Below are 14,490 nucleotides of genomic sequence, written 5' to 3'. Positions count from 1 at the left end.
GCAAGCGCAATGCCCAAACGGCCCGTCCTTGACGGGCCGTTTTCGTTTGTCAGCGGCTCATAGCAACACGCTGACCAGGCGGGTGCCGTGGGTGAGATTGTCCGCCACCGGGCAGCGTTTCTCGATCTGTTCGAGAAGCGCCTGTTTGCCTGCCTGATCCAGATCGGCGTCGATTTCGACTTTCACGCGCAGTTCCTGAAAGCCTGGACGTACTTCCGGGTCGCGGCCAAGAAGACCGGCAGGATCGTAATCGGCCTCTATCTCGAAGCGCATGCCGCGCAGTTCGATCTTCTGCTGATGGGCGATGAAACGGCCTATGGTGCCGAAGCAGCCGGCCACGGCTGCCAGGATGGCCTCGAGGGGAGTGGGCCCTAGATCCTGGCCTGCTGCGTTTTTCGGCTGGTCCATGGTCAGACGGTGATTGCCGCACTCCACTACGATCGCCATTCCGGCGGTCAGCTCTCCGCGTGCGCTGATGGTTTTCATAGCCATGGTAGGTTCCTTGCGTGCTGCATCTGAGGATTGGCGCGCCTAGCCTGATGAAGCCGCGCGGTCGAGTGTTCCGGCGATACTAGAACTACCCTCCTGTGTCGGCTTTGATTCCAATCAATACAGGCGGGGGTATGCAAGGGAGGGTAGAGCTCATTGTGCGGGGCTGTGGCAAAGCTGAACGGTGAGCAATGCTCACGGTCTACTCGCTGGCTGTCAGGAGGACCGTGCTTTGTACATTCCCAGAATTCTTTCCCTCGCCGCGCTTTGCTTGTTGCCGCTTGTAGCTGCAGCAGAAGGACGCGAGTACCGTTATAGCGACGCGCATCTGCACTACGTCGATTTCTTCCAGGAAACCGATGGCATGCAGAAGCTGCTGGAGGCGATGGATGCCGGCGGCATCGACCATGTCATGATCAGCGGCATCCCGGTGGCCAAGAAATGGCACGAGAACGAGCCCAAGCGGCCGCGCTATTACGCCGGTGACGATGCGCCGGTGTATTGGTACAGCGCCACCGATGTGCTGGTAGCCGCGGCCCTGGAGGAGCTGGACGAGGAACAGCGCAAGCGCTTTCATCCCTTCCTCTCCGGCTTCAACCCCAACGACAAGAATGCCGATGCGCATATCCGCCGCATGCTTGAGCTGCATCCGGGGCTCTGGCAGGGGCTGGGTGAGATTTTCACGCGCCATGACGATGTGACTGCCCTGACCGAAGGCGACACACCGCGCGCCAACAACGAGGCGCTGGCCAGGGTCTATCACCTGGCAGCGGAGTTCGATCTGCCGGTGATGCTGCACTCCAACATCACCTCCAAGCGCGAGCGCAATCCGCTTTATCTGGTCGAGCTGGAAGAACCTTTGCGCAACCACCCGCATACCCGCTTCATCTGGGCGCATGCCGGTACCAGCATGGAGTTGCATCGACATCAGGAGAAGCTGACCTTCCTGCACAAAACGGTCAGCCGCCTGCTCGATGATTACCCGAACCTCTATATCGATCTGTCCTGGACCATGCTCAAGCCGTATTTGCTAGACGAGCGCGGCAATGCCGACCCCGCGTGGGTCAAGCTGGTCGAGCGGCATCCAACTCGTTTCGTGTTGGGATCGGATGTGGTCGGCCGCTTTGGCAGTCTGGCCGACGGTATGGCGGCATTCGCACCGTTTCTCGATGCGTTGCCGGAGCGGGTTGCTCATCAGGTCGCACGTGACAACTTTCTCGCTCTGCTGCCCCGCAAGCGCCAAGACGCTCTGCGTTGAGTGTCATCAGGCTGTCATCCGTGCTTCATAGGCTCCTGTCTTTTCTTCGGACAGGAGTGTCACATGCCAGTGTTGCGTGCGTTTTCGCTATTCGGCCTGCTGCTTTTTAGCGGTTTAGTAGGGGCCGCGGTAGAAGTCACCGGGCCGGTGGAATACGGCCTGTTCAGCAACTCTCAACTAGATCTGCAGCCAGGTGAGCGAGTTTTGAGTCGCAGCGACCCTACGATCGAGCACACCACCCGCGTTCCGGCGCGCCTTGGCATCAAGTTCGGTGTGCGCTACAGGCTGCAAGGCAAACGCGAGGGCGACATGCCGCTGACGCTGTTGTACCTGACCCCTGGCGTGGTGACGCCGGATGGGCAGCGACACGACAAGTTCGAGGTGGTGCAGAAGCTGGTGCCGGACAGCACTCAGGACGTCATGGCGTTCGAGTTCACCGAATCCCACGAACTCGTCGCCGGCGACTGGCATTTTCTGGTCTTCCAGGGGGATCGCAAAATTCTTGAGCAGCGCTTCATTGTGGAGTGAGTGACTCGATTCGTCTCCGTCCGTCGCTTATCCGGCCGATATTCGACGGAATACCTCTCGACCGTTCAAGTCAGCCGCTTGCGACACGATATGGCAGATGACGCCGCTGCCTGTCCGCCAGAGCAGCGCTGGAAATTTCGAGAGGAACGCCTCAATGCTTGTTCGGAACATGAATGTGTCTCAGCGATCCGCGCTGGGTTTCGGCCTCATCGGTCTGATTGTCCTGCTGCTCGGGCTGTTTGCCATCTTGCAGATGGGCAAGATTCGCAGCGAAGCGGCAAAGCTCAGCGATGAATGGTTGCCCAGTATCGTCGCGCTCGGTGACCTCAACCAACACACCCTGCGCACGCGGATTCACACGCTGCGGCTGATCATCGACCGCACGCGGGTCGAAGAGAACCGCGCCACCCTGGCTCGTTTTCGCAACGAGCTGTCGAGCCTTGAGGATGCCTATCAGCGCACGGTGGACCATCCGCAGGAACGCGAGCTGTTCCAGAACTACCAGCGTGCGCGTACGGCGTTCGACGAGGTGCTGTCAGAAATTGTCCGTCTGGAAGGCCAGGGCCGGATCGAGGAGGCCGTTGAGGTCGTCGGCTCCAGGCTGAACACGGCCGGCACCGGTTTGAACGAAGCAGTTGCCAGGATGACTGCCTTCAACAACGAGCAATCCGCACTCTCGGCGGCCTCGGCCGCGGCAATCTTCCAGAGCTCGCAGGCCTGGATGATCGGGACGATCGTGCTCGCTGTGCTGCTGACGGTTGTGCTGGCATGGATTTTCACCCGCAGTATCGTCCAGCCATTGCAACAGGCGGTGAGCATTGCCGAAGTGGTGGCCAGTGGTGATCTCACGCGGCATATCGACATCGTCGGCCGGGACGAACCGGCGCGATTGCTGACGGCACTGCGTTCCATGCAGGAGCGCTTGCGCGGCACCATCCAGAGCATCTCTCATTCGTCCAGTCAGCTTGCATCCGCTGCCGAGCAACTGAACGTGGTCACTGAGGATTCGACCCGCGGGATGAATCAGCAGAGCCACGAAATCGAGCAGGCCGCCACTGCGGTCAACGAGATGACAGCGGCGGTGGACGAGGTGGCGCGCAACGCCGTGGCTACCTCTGAAGCCTCCCGAGATTCCGATGCGACGGCACAGCATGGGCGCAATCAGGTGATCCGCACCGTCGATTCGATCGGCCAGCTGGCCGGCGACGTGACCCAGACCTCCGCCGAGGTTGAGCGGCTGGCGGCGCAGGTGCGCGATATCAGCAAGGTGCTGGATGTGATCCGTTCGATCGCCGAGCAAACCAACCTGCTGGCGCTCAACGCAGCTATCGAGGCCGCACGAGCAGGTGATGCGGGACGCGGCTTTGCGGTGGTCGCCGACGAGGTGCGGGCGCTGGCGCACCGGACGCAACAGTCGACCCAGGAGATCGAACAGATGATCGGCGACGTGCATCAGGGAACCGACCGCGCAGTGCAGGCCATGCAGGTCAGTAACGAGCGTGCACGTACCACGCTGGACCTTGCGCGTGCGGCCGGCGAAGCACTGGAAGAAATCGCTGCTGCGATCAGTCAGATCTCCGAGCGCAATCTGGTCATCGCCAGTGCGTCGGAGGAGCAGGCCCAGGTAGCGCGGGAAGTCGATCGCAATCTGGTGAATATCCGCGATCTGTCGCTGCAGTCGTCCGCTGGGGCGAGCCAAAGCAGTGCGGCGAGCCAAGAACTGGCACGGTTGGCGGTTGGTTTGAATGGTCTGGTCGGCGGCTTCCGAGTTTGACCCGAAGGTAATCCCGAGGTTGAAAAAGATGGATTCTCAATTGCGATAAATATATTTGTTGTCGCTTGTCAAGTAATGCATGACCTTGCCCGATATACGGTTATATCCCGTAGTCGAAGTGAGTCTTGCCATGTTTAGACAGATGAGAATTGCCCTGAGGGCCGGATTGGGTTTTGCCGTGGTGGCATTGCTGGTGTTCCTGCTCGGTGTCTTCGCATTGACTAGGATTGCCGCGATGGAGGGTGACGCGGAGAAGGTCGACCAGCGGTTGTTGCCAACGATTCAGTTGCTCGGTCAGGTCAATCAGGAGTTCCTGATGATCCGTGCAAGCACCTTGCGCCTGCTGATCAGCGAGCCGGCAGAGCGCAGCCGCGGTGCGGAAACCCTTGACGCCCTACGCAAGACGCTGGCTCAGGAGCGACAGGATCTTGATCGGCTGATACAAGATACCGAAGGTAAGGCGTTGCTGGCTAACTTTGACCAGTCGCTGGCACGCTACGAGAGCTTTCAGCGCAGGATAGTAGAACTCGCCTTGCAGAATCGCATGGAGGAGGCGATCGAAATTACCCGGGGGGAGCTGAACGAGCATGCCCGTAGTACCTCGAAAGCTGTCTATGACCTTATCGGCCTCAACCGCAACGCAGCTAATGCAGCGAGTGCCCATGCCCTTGAGGTAGCAGCCAGCGCTTTCCAGGGCGTCGTCGTTGCGATGATCCTGGCGTTTATCGCTACCATCATTCTTGCCATGCTGCTGACACGCAGTATCGTCCAACCGCTGGCTGAAGCTGTGGGCGTTGCCGAGGTGATTGCCGGTGGCGACCTGACCCGCCATTTCCAGGTTGTCGGCAGCGACGAGCCGGCGCGCCTGCTCAGTGCGCTGCAGGCGATGCAGCGCAGCCTGCGTGAAACCATCCAGGGCATTTCCGATTCCTCCAATCAGCTGGCATCAGCGGCGGAAGAGCTCAATGTCGTGACCGAGGACTCGACCCGCGGCCTGCATCAGCAGAATCACGAGATCGAACAGGCGGCCACTGCAGTCAACGAAATGACTGCGGCGGTCGATGAGGTTGCGCGCAACGCCGTGGCGACGTCCGAGGCCTCGCGAGAGTCCGACGAGACGGCGCAGCACGGTCGCCAGCAGGTCATTCGCACGGTCGACTCGATTGGCCTGCTGGCCGACGACGTAACGCAGACGGCCACCGAAGTCGAACGGCTTGCCGGGCAGGTGCGTGATATCAGCAAGGTGCTCGATGTGATTCGCTCGATCGCCGAACAGACCAACCTGTTGGCACTCAACGCCGCCATCGAAGCCGCGCGGGCAGGGGATGCAGGCCGCGGTTTCGCGGTGGTGGCCGATGAAGTGCGGGCACTGGCACATCGCACGCAACAGTCGACCCAGGAAATCGAACAGATGATTGGCGACGTACATCAGGGTACCGACAAGGCGGTGCACGCCATGCAACTCAGCAACGAGCGCGCCAGGACGACGCTGGAGCTGGCGCGCGCTGCAGGCGAGGCGCTCGATGGTATCGCCAGTGCTATCAGCCAGATCAGCGAGCGCAATCTGGTGATCGCCAGTGCGTCGGAAGAGCAGGCGCAGGTGGCCCGCGAGGTCGACCGCAACCTGGTGAACATCCGGGATCTGTCGCTGCAGTCGTCGGCCGGTGCTAACCAGACCAGCGCGGCGAGCCAGGAGCTGGCCCGCCTGGCCATCGACCTGAACAACCTCGTGGCGCGCTTCCAGGTCTGATCCACATCATGGGCGTTGTTTGACGGCGCCCATCTCCTCAGCCGTCCGACTGCTACGCTCTTTCAGCCCCGTGACAGCGCAACGCTGGGCATTGCCGGGCGAGCGGCGTACCATCCCGCGTTTTTCCATGGCAGGAATGGCCACCTCCGGGCCGTTCCCTTCCTAGCTGCGAGTCGCGTTTATGTCCGATATGCCTCGAGTCATCCGCTTCATCAGTCGTACCAGCCTGGTCGCCCAGATCGTGGTGGGCTTGGTCGCTGGCGCCTTACTGGCGCTTTTCCTGCCGGCGGCAGCCAAATCGGTGGCACTACTGGGCGACCTGTTCGTGCAGGCGCTCAAGGCGGTGGCACCGATTCTGGTGTTCGTGCTGGTGACCTCGTCATTGGCCAATCACAAGCGTGGCCAACCTACCCATATACGACCGATCATCCTGCTCTACGCGCTCGGCACACTGAGTGCCTCGGCGGTAGCCGTGCTGGCGAGCTTCATGTTTCCCACCACGCTCACGCTGGTGAGTGGAGCGGCCGACGTCACTCTGCCTTCGGGCGTAGGCGCGGTGCTGCAGACGCTCTTGTTCAATGTCGCCGACAACCCGGTACGCGCGCTGCTCAATGGCAACTTCATCGGCATTCTCGCGTGGGCGATCGGCCTCGGTTTCGCCTTCCGTCATGCGCAGGACAGCACACGGCGGCTGATTGGTGATCTGTCCGATGGCGTCACGCTGATCGTCAAGGTGGTCATTCGTTTCGCGCCGCTCGGCGTCTTCGGACTGGTTGCCGGCACGCTGGCTGATTCGGGCTTCGATGTGTTGCTGGGTTACCTGCGCCTGCTGCTGGTGCTGGTGGGTGCCATGCTGTTCATGGCGCTGGTGATGAATCCTTTGATCGTGTTCTGGCAGATTCGCCGCAATCCCTATCCGCTGGTGTTCACCTGCCTGCGCGAGAGCGGTATCACCGCGTTCTTCACCCGCAGTTCGGCCGCCAACATCCCGGTGAACATGCAGCTGTGCCAGCGACTTGGGCTGCACAAGGACACCTATTCGGTATCCATCCCGCTCGGCGCAACCATCAACATGGGCGGTGCGGCGATCACCATCACCGTGTTGACCCTGGCTGCGGTCAACACCCTCGGTATTCAGGTCGATATCGCCACCGCGGTGTTGCTGAGTCTGTTGGCCGCCGTGTGTGCCTGTGGCGCATCGGGCGTGGCCGGCGGGTCGTTGTTGCTTATTCCGCTGGCCAGCAGCCTGTTCGGCATCTCCAACGACCTGGCGATGCAGGTGGTGGCGGTGGGCTTCATCATCGGCGTGGTGCAGGATTCGGCCGAAACAGCGCTCAACTCTTCGACCGATGTGCTCTTCACCGCTGCTTCCTGCATCGCTCACGGCGATATTGCCGAAGCTGCGTAGATCCTCCCCTGCGGGCGGGTTCTGACCGCGTGACTCGAGGCCAGCGTCATCCTTATCTGGCGCTGGCCTCGCTCTGCTGAAGGTTGTCGCTGGCTTCGCCCAGGCTGCTGCGCGCTGGCGCACCGAACTGCATGCGCAGTACCCGCTTCAACAGCTTGCCTGATGAATTCTTCGGCAGTTGCTCCACGAAATGCACATGCTTCGGGACCTTGAAGGGCGCAAGGTGGGCGCGGGCATGGTGCAGCAGTGCCTGCGCATCCAGCGTGGCGTTCTGCTTCAGGACCACCACGGCGGCGATCGCTTCGATCCATTTCTGGTCGGGTACGCCAATGACCGCTACTTCAGCGACATGTGGGTGGCGATAGAGTGCCTCTTCCACATCGCGACTGGCCACCAGCACGCCGCCGGTATTCACGATGTCCTTGATGCGATCGACGATCCAGATGTAGCCCTGCTCATCGCGGTAGCCCAGGTCCCCGGAGTGGAACCAGCCGCCGGCGAACGCCTCGGCGGTTTCGGCCGGCTTCTGCCAGTAACCGACCATCAGCTGCGGCGAGCGGTGGACCAGCTCGCCTGCAACGCCGGGGGCACATTCTTCGCCGGTGGAGGGGTCGATTATCCGCGTCAGCACGTTGCTTACCGGCCGGCCACAGGATGTCGGCCGCTCGCTGTGCTCTTCGGGCGTCAGGACCGTCGCCAGCGGGGCGATCTCGCTCTGACCGTAGCAGTTGTAGAGGCCCGATTGCGGCAATCGCGCGCCCAGCTCCTGGGCGATTGGCTCCGGCATGATCGAGGCGCCGTAGTAGAGCTTCTGTACGTGCCGTAGTTGCGCCTCAACGAATTGCTCATGGCGTAGCAGGGCTATCCAGACGGTTGGTGGCGCGAAGAAGCTGTTCAGCTGTTCGGTCTTGAGCAGTCGCAGAATTTCTTCAGGCGTCGGCGTATCCGTCAGGCAGCTGAAGGCGCCGGCCAGCAGCGCCGGCATGGTGAACACATGCATCTGTGCCGAGTGGTAGAGCGGCAGGGCTGCCAGGCAGCGGTCGCTGGCTTTTATATCGAGGTGCAGCAGGCAGCTGGAATACTCGGTCATCAGCGAGCGGTGCGTGTGCATCGCGCCCTTGGGATCGGAGGTGGTGCCTGAGGTGTAGAGAATCTGCACGACATCGGTTTCGGCTATGTCGACCTCAGGTGGCTGATCGCAGGCGGAACCGGTGGCGATTCTGAGGATATCGCTGCGATCCGATGTCGTTTCATTGCTGTGCAGACTGCCGCGGATCGCCAGTTGGCGCTGGCCCGGAATGCAGTCGACCAGGCCTTTCAGGCTGTCGTCGACGAAAAGGGCGCGGGCGCCCGACTGGTCGAGTACGTAGGCCAGTTCGTGTTCGGTCAGCGAGTAGTTGACCGGAACGTGAATCAGACCGGCACGGGTACAGGCAAGCCAGAGAATCAGGTAGGCATCGGAGTTCTTGCCGTATGCCGCGACCCGGTCCGCTTTGCTCAGGCCAAGGGCCAGCAGATGATTGGCTACACGGTTCGCCGCACGATCCAGCGCCTGGAAGCTCCAGCGGCGCTCCCTGTACTGCAAGGCGATCTGTTCGGGGCTCCGCATGGCTATGCGTTGCAGGGCGTCACCAATGGTGTTGCGGTGGATAGAAGGGTGGACTTCAACCGTCGGACGCATGGGCATACCTCGAATAATTATTTTTGTTGCGGCATGAGGGTCATGGGCGACCAACGACTCGCCGCTGGTCGCCGCCTTATTCGGTGCAACTTATTCCTGCATTCAGAGGCGCTCGAGAATCAGCGCAATGCCCTGTCCGCCGCCGATGCACATGGTGATAAGCGCGTGACGCTTGCCGAGGCGTTCAAGCTCATACAACGCTTTCAGGGTGAGAATCGACCCGGTGGAACCGACCGGGTGACCATGGGCAATCGCTCCGCCGTTGACGTTCACCTTGTCTGGATCGAACTCCAGGCTCTGCGCCACTGCTAGCGCCTGGGCGGCGAAGGCTTCGTTGGACTCGATGATGTCGATGTCGGCCAGACGTAGGTTTGCTGCCGTCAGCGCCCGCTGCACCGCAGGAATCGGCCCCAAGCCCATCAGTTGCGGCTCGACACCGGCGAACGCGTAGCTGAGGAAGCGGGCGCGGGGGCGCAACCCGAGCCTGGCGGCTTCCTGCGCTGAGCCAAGCACGAGTGCCGCAGCGCCGTCGTTGAGCGGCGAGGCGTTGCCGGCTGTCACCATTCCGTCCTTCTTGAATGCTGCGCGCAGCTTCTGCAGGCCCTCCAGCGTGGTGTCAGGCCGCACGTGCTCGTCCTGAGAGAACTCCCCGGCAGCACGGCCCTTGTTGATCGGGACGCTGACGATCTGCGTCGTCAGGTGCCCCGCAGCCATTGCATTGGCAGCCTTGCGGTGGCTGTCGCAGGCATACTGGTCGAGTTGCTCGCGGGTGAAACCATAGCGGGCGGCGACATTCTCGGCGGTGATGCCCATGTGCCCGCTGCCGAACGGGTCGCTGAGTATGCCGATGGTCAGATCCACGGCGGCTGCATCGCCCATGCGCTGACCGAAACGCAGCTTGGGCAGCAGATACGCGCCCTGGCTCATGCTTTCGGCGCCACCGGCAAGGGCGAGACGGCTGGCACCCGCCTGGATCATCTGCGCGGCGGATATCAGCGACTGCACCGATGATCCGCACAGGCGGTTCACGTTCATTGCCGCCGAGTGCTCGGCGAGGCCGCAGTTCAGGGCAATATGTCGCGCTAGGTAGGCATCCTGCGGGCTGGTCGTGATGATGTGGCCGAAGATGCAGTGGTCGATTTCCTCCGCCGCCACGCCGGCGCGTTCGATGGCGGCGCGGCCGGCAAAAGTCCCCAGCTCGGCAGGGCTATAGCCCGACAGGCTGGCGCCGAAGTCGCCGATGGCGGTTCGGGCGCCGGATAGGATCACCACGTCCTGCAGCGCAACTGTGTCGTTCATCTGGAATTCCTTCTTGTCGGTCGGTCAGGCCACAGGCCCAAGCATGTCGCGGGCGATCACTTCTTTCATGATTTCGGAAGTGCCCGCATAGATGGTCTGGATGCGCGCATCCACATAAAAGCGCGAGATTGGATATTCGAGGGTGTAGCCGTAGCCTCCGAACAGCTGCAGGCATTGGTCGACGCAGCGGCACTGCGTCTCGCTGAGCATCAACTTGAGGGCTGCTGCGTCGGTGCTGCTCATTTCTCCACGGGCGTAGCGCTGCAGGCACTTCTCGAAATAGGCGCGTCCCATCTCCAGGTGTGCACGCACTTCGGCCAGCGTGAAGCGGGTGTTCTGGAAGTCGGCTATGCGCTGACCGAATGCACGCCGTTGCTGGACGTAGTCCAGGGTCAGCTGCAGGGCGCCGTCGATGGCTCCGATGGCTTGCGCTGCCACACCCAGACGCTCCCGAGGCAGTTCTTGCATCAGATAGGCGAAGCCCTTGCCCGCGTCGCCAAGCAGCGCATCCTCCGGCACGATCAGATCGTCGAAGAACAGCTCGGCGGTGTCGCTGGCGTGCTGGCCGATCTTGCGGATCGCTTTGCCGCGAGAAAAGCCTGGCAAAGTGGTATCCACCAGAAACAGCGAGACGCCGCGGGCCCGGGCGTTCGGGTCTGTCTTGGCGCAGACGATCACCATGTCCGCCAGCAGGCCGTTGGTGATGAATACCTTGCTGCCGTTGAGCTTCCAGCCGCCAGGAACCTTCTGCGCACTGGCGCGCATGGCGGCCAGATCGCTTCCGGCGCCAGGCTCGGTCATGGCAATGGCGCCCAGCACTTCGCCAGCGGCCATGCGCGGTAGCCAGCAAGCCTGCTGCGCAGGGTTGCCCAGGTGGTGGATATAGGGCATCACGATGTTGGCGTGGATGTTGTAGCCGCTGGCTAGCCCGCCGAAGCCCTGGCGGGATATTTCCTCGCAGATCATCAGGCAGGTCTCGACTCCTGCTGCGCAGCCACCCAGCTGCTCCGGCAGGTCTACGCCGAGCAGGCCCGCTTCGCCGAGGCGATGCCAGAGCGCGCGTGGCAGCTGGTGGTCGGCTTCCCATTGCTCGTAGTGGGGCGCCACTTCCTGTTGAAGAAAGCGTCGCACCGAATCCTGAAACAGTGTCTGGTCATCTTCGCTGGTTGCGCAATCCGCGCCCCGCAGGGTCTGTTCGTTCATGCTGAGCCCTTTGATTGTTCTTGTTCTGGTCGGTCACCGAGCAGGTGCATGGCTATTAATAAGAGCTTGCTCGCGTGCTTTGAATGACCGTTGCGGTCGTTTTGATTGATCGGATAGGCCATCACGGATTGGAAACGCGCCATACTGCCGAGCGGAAAGCCAAGGAGCAGCCGAATGACTGCGACGGAGTTGCCCAGGTCGTTGGCCAGGGCGCATATCGCCAATCACTACCTGCGAGCCGGCATCGGCGGCGCCGTGCGACAGGGGGCGGATCCGCTGCAGTTGCTGGCCGCTGCCGGCATCCCAGCGCACTGGCTCGATCAGCCCGAAAGGTTGATCACCGAACATCAGCTCAGCGAATTGATCAAGGCGGTCTGGCGCGCTACCGCGGACGAATTCATGGGGATGGCGCCAAGAGCCTGCAAGCGGGGCGTGTTCTCGCTCATGGCGGAGTTCGCCTTGGGCGCAAAGACCCTTGGCGGCATGTTGGAGCGCAGCGCGCGTTTCTATACCGCTGTCAGGGACGACCTGGATATCGGCCTGGATCTTGCGCCCGCGCAGTCACCACTGGTGTTCTACCGCTTGCATCTGCATCAGCAATTCGATCCTGATCATTTCCTGCAGGAGTTCATTCTGTTGATGTGGCAGCGCTTCGCCGGCTGGCTGATCGGGCAGCAGATTCCTGTCGTCGCCACCTGTTTCGGCTACCCGGCCCCCAGTCACGCGGCTGAGTATCGGGTGATGTTCATTGGCGAGCTGCACCACGACCAGCCCCGTTGTGGCTTCTATCTGCATCCACGCGTCCTGCAGCTGCCAATCCTGCGCAGCGACACCGAGCTACAGGCGTTTCTGCGCGACTGTCCGGGGGTGATCCTGCACCGGCCCGTGCAGGACAACAGCTTGCAGACTCGCGTCAGGCTGTTGCTGCAGCATTACGATCTCCGGCACATGCCAGAGCTAGGGGAGATCAGCCAGCAACTGCTGATGACGCCACGCACCTTGCGGCGTCGGCTGCAGGATGAAGGCACCTCGGTGCGGCAGATCAAGGAGTCGTTACGTCGGGAATTCGCTCTGCGGCTGCTCAGCAACGAGCACCTCAGCGTGCAGGAGGTGGCCGAGCAGAGCGGCTTCGCCGAGGTTGCGGCGTTCTGTCGGGCCTTCAAGCGCTGGACAGGGCGACCACCAGCGCAATGGCGAAACGGTCGTCGATTGGTCTGATGCCAGACGCTGTGGCGACAGCCACCGCATCGTTCGGCTTCTGGGCGCACAAACGAAAACGCCCCGACTAGTCGGGGCGTTCTGCCGGCGCTAGGGCTCAGCCCTTGAAGCGGCGCAGCACCAGAGTCGCGTTGGTGCCACCGAAGCCGAAGCTGTTGCTCATCACGGTGTCGAGCTGAGCGTTCTCGCGGGTTTCGCGCAGGATCGGCATGTCGGCAACTTCCGGGTCCAGCTCGTCGATGTTGGCCGAGCCGGCGATGAAGTTACCTTCCATCATCAGCATCGAGTAGATCGCTTCGTGGACGCCTGCGGCACCCAGCGAGTGACCGGACAAGCTCTTGGTCGAGCTGATGGTCGGGATCTTGTCGCCAAACATGTTGCGCACGGCCTTGATCTCGGCCACATCGCCCACTGGCGTCGAGGTGCCGTGAGTGTTGAGGTAGTCGATGGTGGTGTCCACGGTAGACATCGCCTGCTGCATACAGCGCAGCGCGCCTTCACCGCTCGGCGCGACCATGTCGTAGCCGTCGGAAGTAGCCCCGTAGCCGACGATTTCCGCGTAGATCTTGGCGCCGCGCTTGAGCGCATGCTCCAGTTCTTCGACCACGACCATGCCGCCACCGCCGGCAATGACGAAACCATCACGCTTGGCGTCATAGGCGCGGGAGGCCTTTTCCGGGGTCTCGTTGTACTGGCTGGACAACGCGCCCATGGCGTCGAACAGGCAGCTCTGGCTCCAGTGCTCTTCTTCACCGCCACCAGCGAACACCACGTCCTGCTTGCCCATCTGGATCTGCTCCATGGCATGGCCGATGCAATGCGCGCTGGTGGCGCAGGCCGAAGCGATGGAGTAGTTGATGCCCTTGATGCGGAACGGCGTCGCCAGGCAGGCAGAAACGGTGCTGCTCATGGTGCGCGGTACGCGATATGGGCCGATGCGCTTGACGCCCTTGTCGCGCAGGATGTCGATGGCTTCCATCTGGTTGATGGTGGAAGCACCACCGGAACCGGCCACCAGGCCGATGCGCGGGTTGGAGATGTCATCGAGGCTGAAACCGGCGTCCTTGACCGCCTGCTCCATTGCCAGATAGGCATAGGCGGCAGCGTCGCCCATGAAGCGCAGAACCTTGCGGTCGATCAGCTCTTCGAGGTTCAGGTTGACGGAACCGGAAACCTGGCTGCGCAGCCCCATGTCCGCGTAGGACTGGTTGAAGCGAATGCCGGGGCGGCCGGCGCGCAGGTTGCCGGAGACGGTCTCTTTGTCATTGCCCAGGCAGGAAACGATACCCAGGCCAGTGATCACGACGCGACGCATGCGGATGTCCTTCAAAAGCTGTCGGTAGAGGTGAACAGGCCGACGCGCAAACCTTCGGCACTGTAGATCTCGCGGCCATCAACGCTGACGGTGCCATCGGCGATGCCGAGGATCAGCGAGCGATTGATGGTGCGCTTGATGTGGATGTTGTAGGTGACTTTCTTGGCGGTCGGCAGTACCTGACCGAAGAACTTCACTTCGCCGGAACCCAGCGCGCGGCCGCGCCCAGGGTTGCCCTGCCAGCCGAGGTAGAAGCCGACCAGCTGCCACATGGCATCCAGGCCCAGGCAGCCGGGCATGACCGGATCGCCTTCGAAATGGCAAGCGAAGAACCAGAGATCAGGGTTGATATCCAGTTCGGCAACCAGTTCGCCCTTGCCATACTTGCCGCCCACTTCGCTGATGTGAACGATACGATCGACCATCAGCATGTTCGGCGCGGGCAGTTGCGCATTACCGGGACCGAAGAGTTCGCCGCGGCTGCAACGAAGCAGGTCTTCCCGAGTAAAGGCGTGTTGTTTGGTCATGCGTATTCCTCAATGGGCCCCTTGCGAAGGGCTTTGCTGC

12 protein-coding genes are annotated in these 14,490 nt (G+C 61.9%); 6 read left to right on the top strand and 6 right to left on the bottom strand.

All coding sequences use genetic code 11. From position 1 onward, the window contains the following. Positions 1 to 57: 57 nt before the first annotated feature. Positions 58 to 492, bottom strand: coding sequence for an OsmC family protein (locus tag BHD08_RS10090; protein ID WP_125021978.1), 435 nt, complete (start codon positions 490 to 492; stop codon positions 58 to 60). A gap of 229 nt (positions 493 to 721) precedes the next feature. Here BHD08_RS10090 and BHD08_RS10085 point away from each other — a divergent pair, with 229 nt between their 5' ends. The 5 genes from BHD08_RS10085 (at position 722) to sstT (ending at position 7,207) form a co-directional block, all read left to right on the top strand. Beyond that, positions 722 to 1,747 carry an amidohydrolase family protein gene (locus tag BHD08_RS10085; protein ID WP_125021976.1) on the top strand — a complete coding sequence of 342 codons (1,026 nt, stop codon included), beginning with the start codon at positions 722 to 724 and terminating at the stop codon, positions 1,745 to 1,747. A 63-nt stretch (positions 1,748 to 1,810) separates the two neighbouring features. After that, a complete protein-coding gene (locus BHD08_RS10080; RefSeq protein WP_125021974.1) occupies positions 1,811 to 2,275 on the top strand; it encodes a DUF3859 domain-containing protein in 465 nt (154 codons plus the stop codon). 97 nt (positions 2,276 to 2,372) lie between these two features. After that, entirely contained in the window at positions 2,373 to 4,049 is a 1,677-nt protein-coding gene (locus BHD08_RS10075; RefSeq protein ID WP_375708247.1) for a methyl-accepting chemotaxis protein, read from the top strand. A gap of 142 nt (positions 4,050 to 4,191) precedes the next feature. Beyond that, positions 4,192 to 5,799 carry a methyl-accepting chemotaxis protein gene (locus BHD08_RS10070; RefSeq protein WP_125021972.1) on the top strand — a complete coding sequence of 536 codons (1,608 nt, stop codon included), beginning with the start codon at positions 4,192 to 4,194 and terminating at the stop codon, positions 5,797 to 5,799. 181 nt (positions 5,800 to 5,980) lie between these two features. Continuing rightward, the gene (sstT, locus tag BHD08_RS10065; RefSeq protein ID WP_125021970.1) at positions 5,981 to 7,207 is read left to right on the top strand and encodes a serine/threonine transporter SstT; all 1,227 of its coding nucleotides are present in this window, start codon (positions 5,981 to 5,983) and stop codon (positions 7,205 to 7,207) included. Between the two features lie 52 nt (positions 7,208 to 7,259). Here sstT and BHD08_RS10060 read toward each other — a convergent pair whose 3' ends face one another. The 3 genes from BHD08_RS10060 to BHD08_RS10050 all read right to left on the bottom strand — a co-directional run bounded on the left by BHD08_RS10060 (position 7,260) and on the right by BHD08_RS10050 (position 11,390). Next, positions 7,260 to 8,888 carry a fatty acyl-CoA synthetase gene (locus tag BHD08_RS10060; RefSeq protein ID WP_125021968.1) on the bottom strand — a complete coding sequence of 543 codons (1,629 nt, stop codon included), beginning with the start codon at positions 8,886 to 8,888 and terminating at the stop codon, positions 7,260 to 7,262. A 102-nt stretch (positions 8,889 to 8,990) separates the two neighbouring features. Continuing rightward, complete coding sequence (gene bktB / locus BHD08_RS10055) at positions 8,991 to 10,187, bottom strand: beta-ketothiolase BktB (RefSeq protein ID WP_125021967.1); 1,197 nt, start codon at positions 10,185 to 10,187, stop codon at positions 8,991 to 8,993. Between the two features lie 24 nt (positions 10,188 to 10,211). After that, positions 10,212 to 11,390 (bottom strand): acyl-CoA dehydrogenase family protein, encoded by a 1,179-nt coding sequence (locus BHD08_RS10050; RefSeq protein ID WP_125021965.1) that lies wholly within the window; start codon positions 11,388 to 11,390, stop codon positions 10,212 to 10,214. Between the two features lie 174 nt (positions 11,391 to 11,564). Between BHD08_RS10050 and BHD08_RS10045 the strand changes: the two genes are divergently transcribed. Continuing rightward, the gene (locus BHD08_RS10045) at positions 11,565 to 12,608 is read left to right on the top strand and encodes an AraC family transcriptional regulator (RefSeq protein ID WP_015277257.1); all 1,044 of its coding nucleotides are present in this window, start codon (positions 11,565 to 11,567) and stop codon (positions 12,606 to 12,608) included. A gap of 97 nt (positions 12,609 to 12,705) precedes the next feature. Here the strand turns inward: BHD08_RS10045 and fabB are convergent, their stop codons facing one another. Together fabB and fabA are read right to left on the bottom strand one after the other, a co-directional pair. Continuing rightward, on the bottom strand, positions 12,706 to 13,923 hold the full coding sequence (gene fabB, locus BHD08_RS10040) for a beta-ketoacyl-ACP synthase I (RefSeq protein ID WP_015277256.1): 1,218 nt from the start codon (positions 13,921 to 13,923) through the stop codon (positions 12,706 to 12,708). A gap of 11 nt (positions 13,924 to 13,934) precedes the next feature. Then, positions 13,935 to 14,450 (bottom strand): 3-hydroxyacyl-[acyl-carrier-protein] dehydratase FabA, encoded by a 516-nt coding sequence (gene fabA, locus BHD08_RS10035; RefSeq protein WP_003285418.1) that lies wholly within the window; start codon positions 14,448 to 14,450, stop codon positions 13,935 to 13,937. Positions 14,451 to 14,490: the final 40 nt, after the last annotated feature.

Origin of the sequence: Pseudomonas sp. SCT (assembly GCF_003864275.1) — a bacterium.
Lineage (GTDB): Bacteria > Pseudomonadota > Gammaproteobacteria > Pseudomonadales > Pseudomonadaceae > Stutzerimonas > Stutzerimonas stutzeri_AE.
Note: the sequence above shows the minus strand (reverse complement) of the source record. Positions and strands in the feature narration are given on the sequence as shown.

Excerpts from the sequence above, each read along its gene's own strand:
- BHD08_RS10090 (WP_125021978.1), bottom strand. The coding sequence starts at position 492 with ATGGCTATGAAAACCATCAGCGCACGCGGAGAGCTGACCGCCGGAATG.
- BHD08_RS10080 (WP_125021974.1), top strand. The coding sequence starts at position 1,811 with ATGCCAGTGTTGCGTGCGTTTTCGCTATTCGGCCTGCTGCTTTTTAGC.
- BHD08_RS10075 (WP_375708247.1), top strand. The coding sequence starts at position 2,373 with ATGACGCCGCTGCCTGTCCGCCAGAGCAGCGCTGGAAATTTCGAGAGG.
- BHD08_RS10070 (WP_125021972.1), top strand. The coding sequence starts at position 4,192 with ATGAGAATTGCCCTGAGGGCCGGATTGGGTTTTGCCGTGGTGGCATTG.
- sstT (WP_125021970.1), top strand. The coding sequence starts at position 5,981 with ATGTCCGATATGCCTCGAGTCATCCGCTTCATCAGTCGTACCAGCCTG.
- BHD08_RS10060 (WP_125021968.1), bottom strand. The coding sequence starts at position 8,888 with ATGCGTCCGACGGTTGAAGTCCACCCTTCTATCCACCGCAACACCATT.
- bktB (WP_125021967.1), bottom strand. The coding sequence starts at position 10,187 with ATGAACGACACAGTTGCGCTGCAGGACGTGGTGATCCTATCCGGCGCC.
- BHD08_RS10050 (WP_125021965.1), bottom strand. The coding sequence starts at position 11,390 with ATGAACGAACAGACCCTGCGGGGCGCGGATTGCGCAACCAGCGAAGAT.
- BHD08_RS10045 (WP_015277257.1), top strand. The coding sequence starts at position 11,565 with ATGACTGCGACGGAGTTGCCCAGGTCGTTGGCCAGGGCGCATATCGCC.
- fabB (WP_015277256.1), bottom strand. The coding sequence starts at position 13,923 with ATGCGTCGCGTCGTGATCACTGGCCTGGGTATCGTTTCCTGCCTGGGC.
- fabA (WP_003285418.1), bottom strand. The coding sequence starts at position 14,450 with ATGACCAAACAACACGCCTTTACTCGGGAAGACCTGCTTCGTTGCAGC.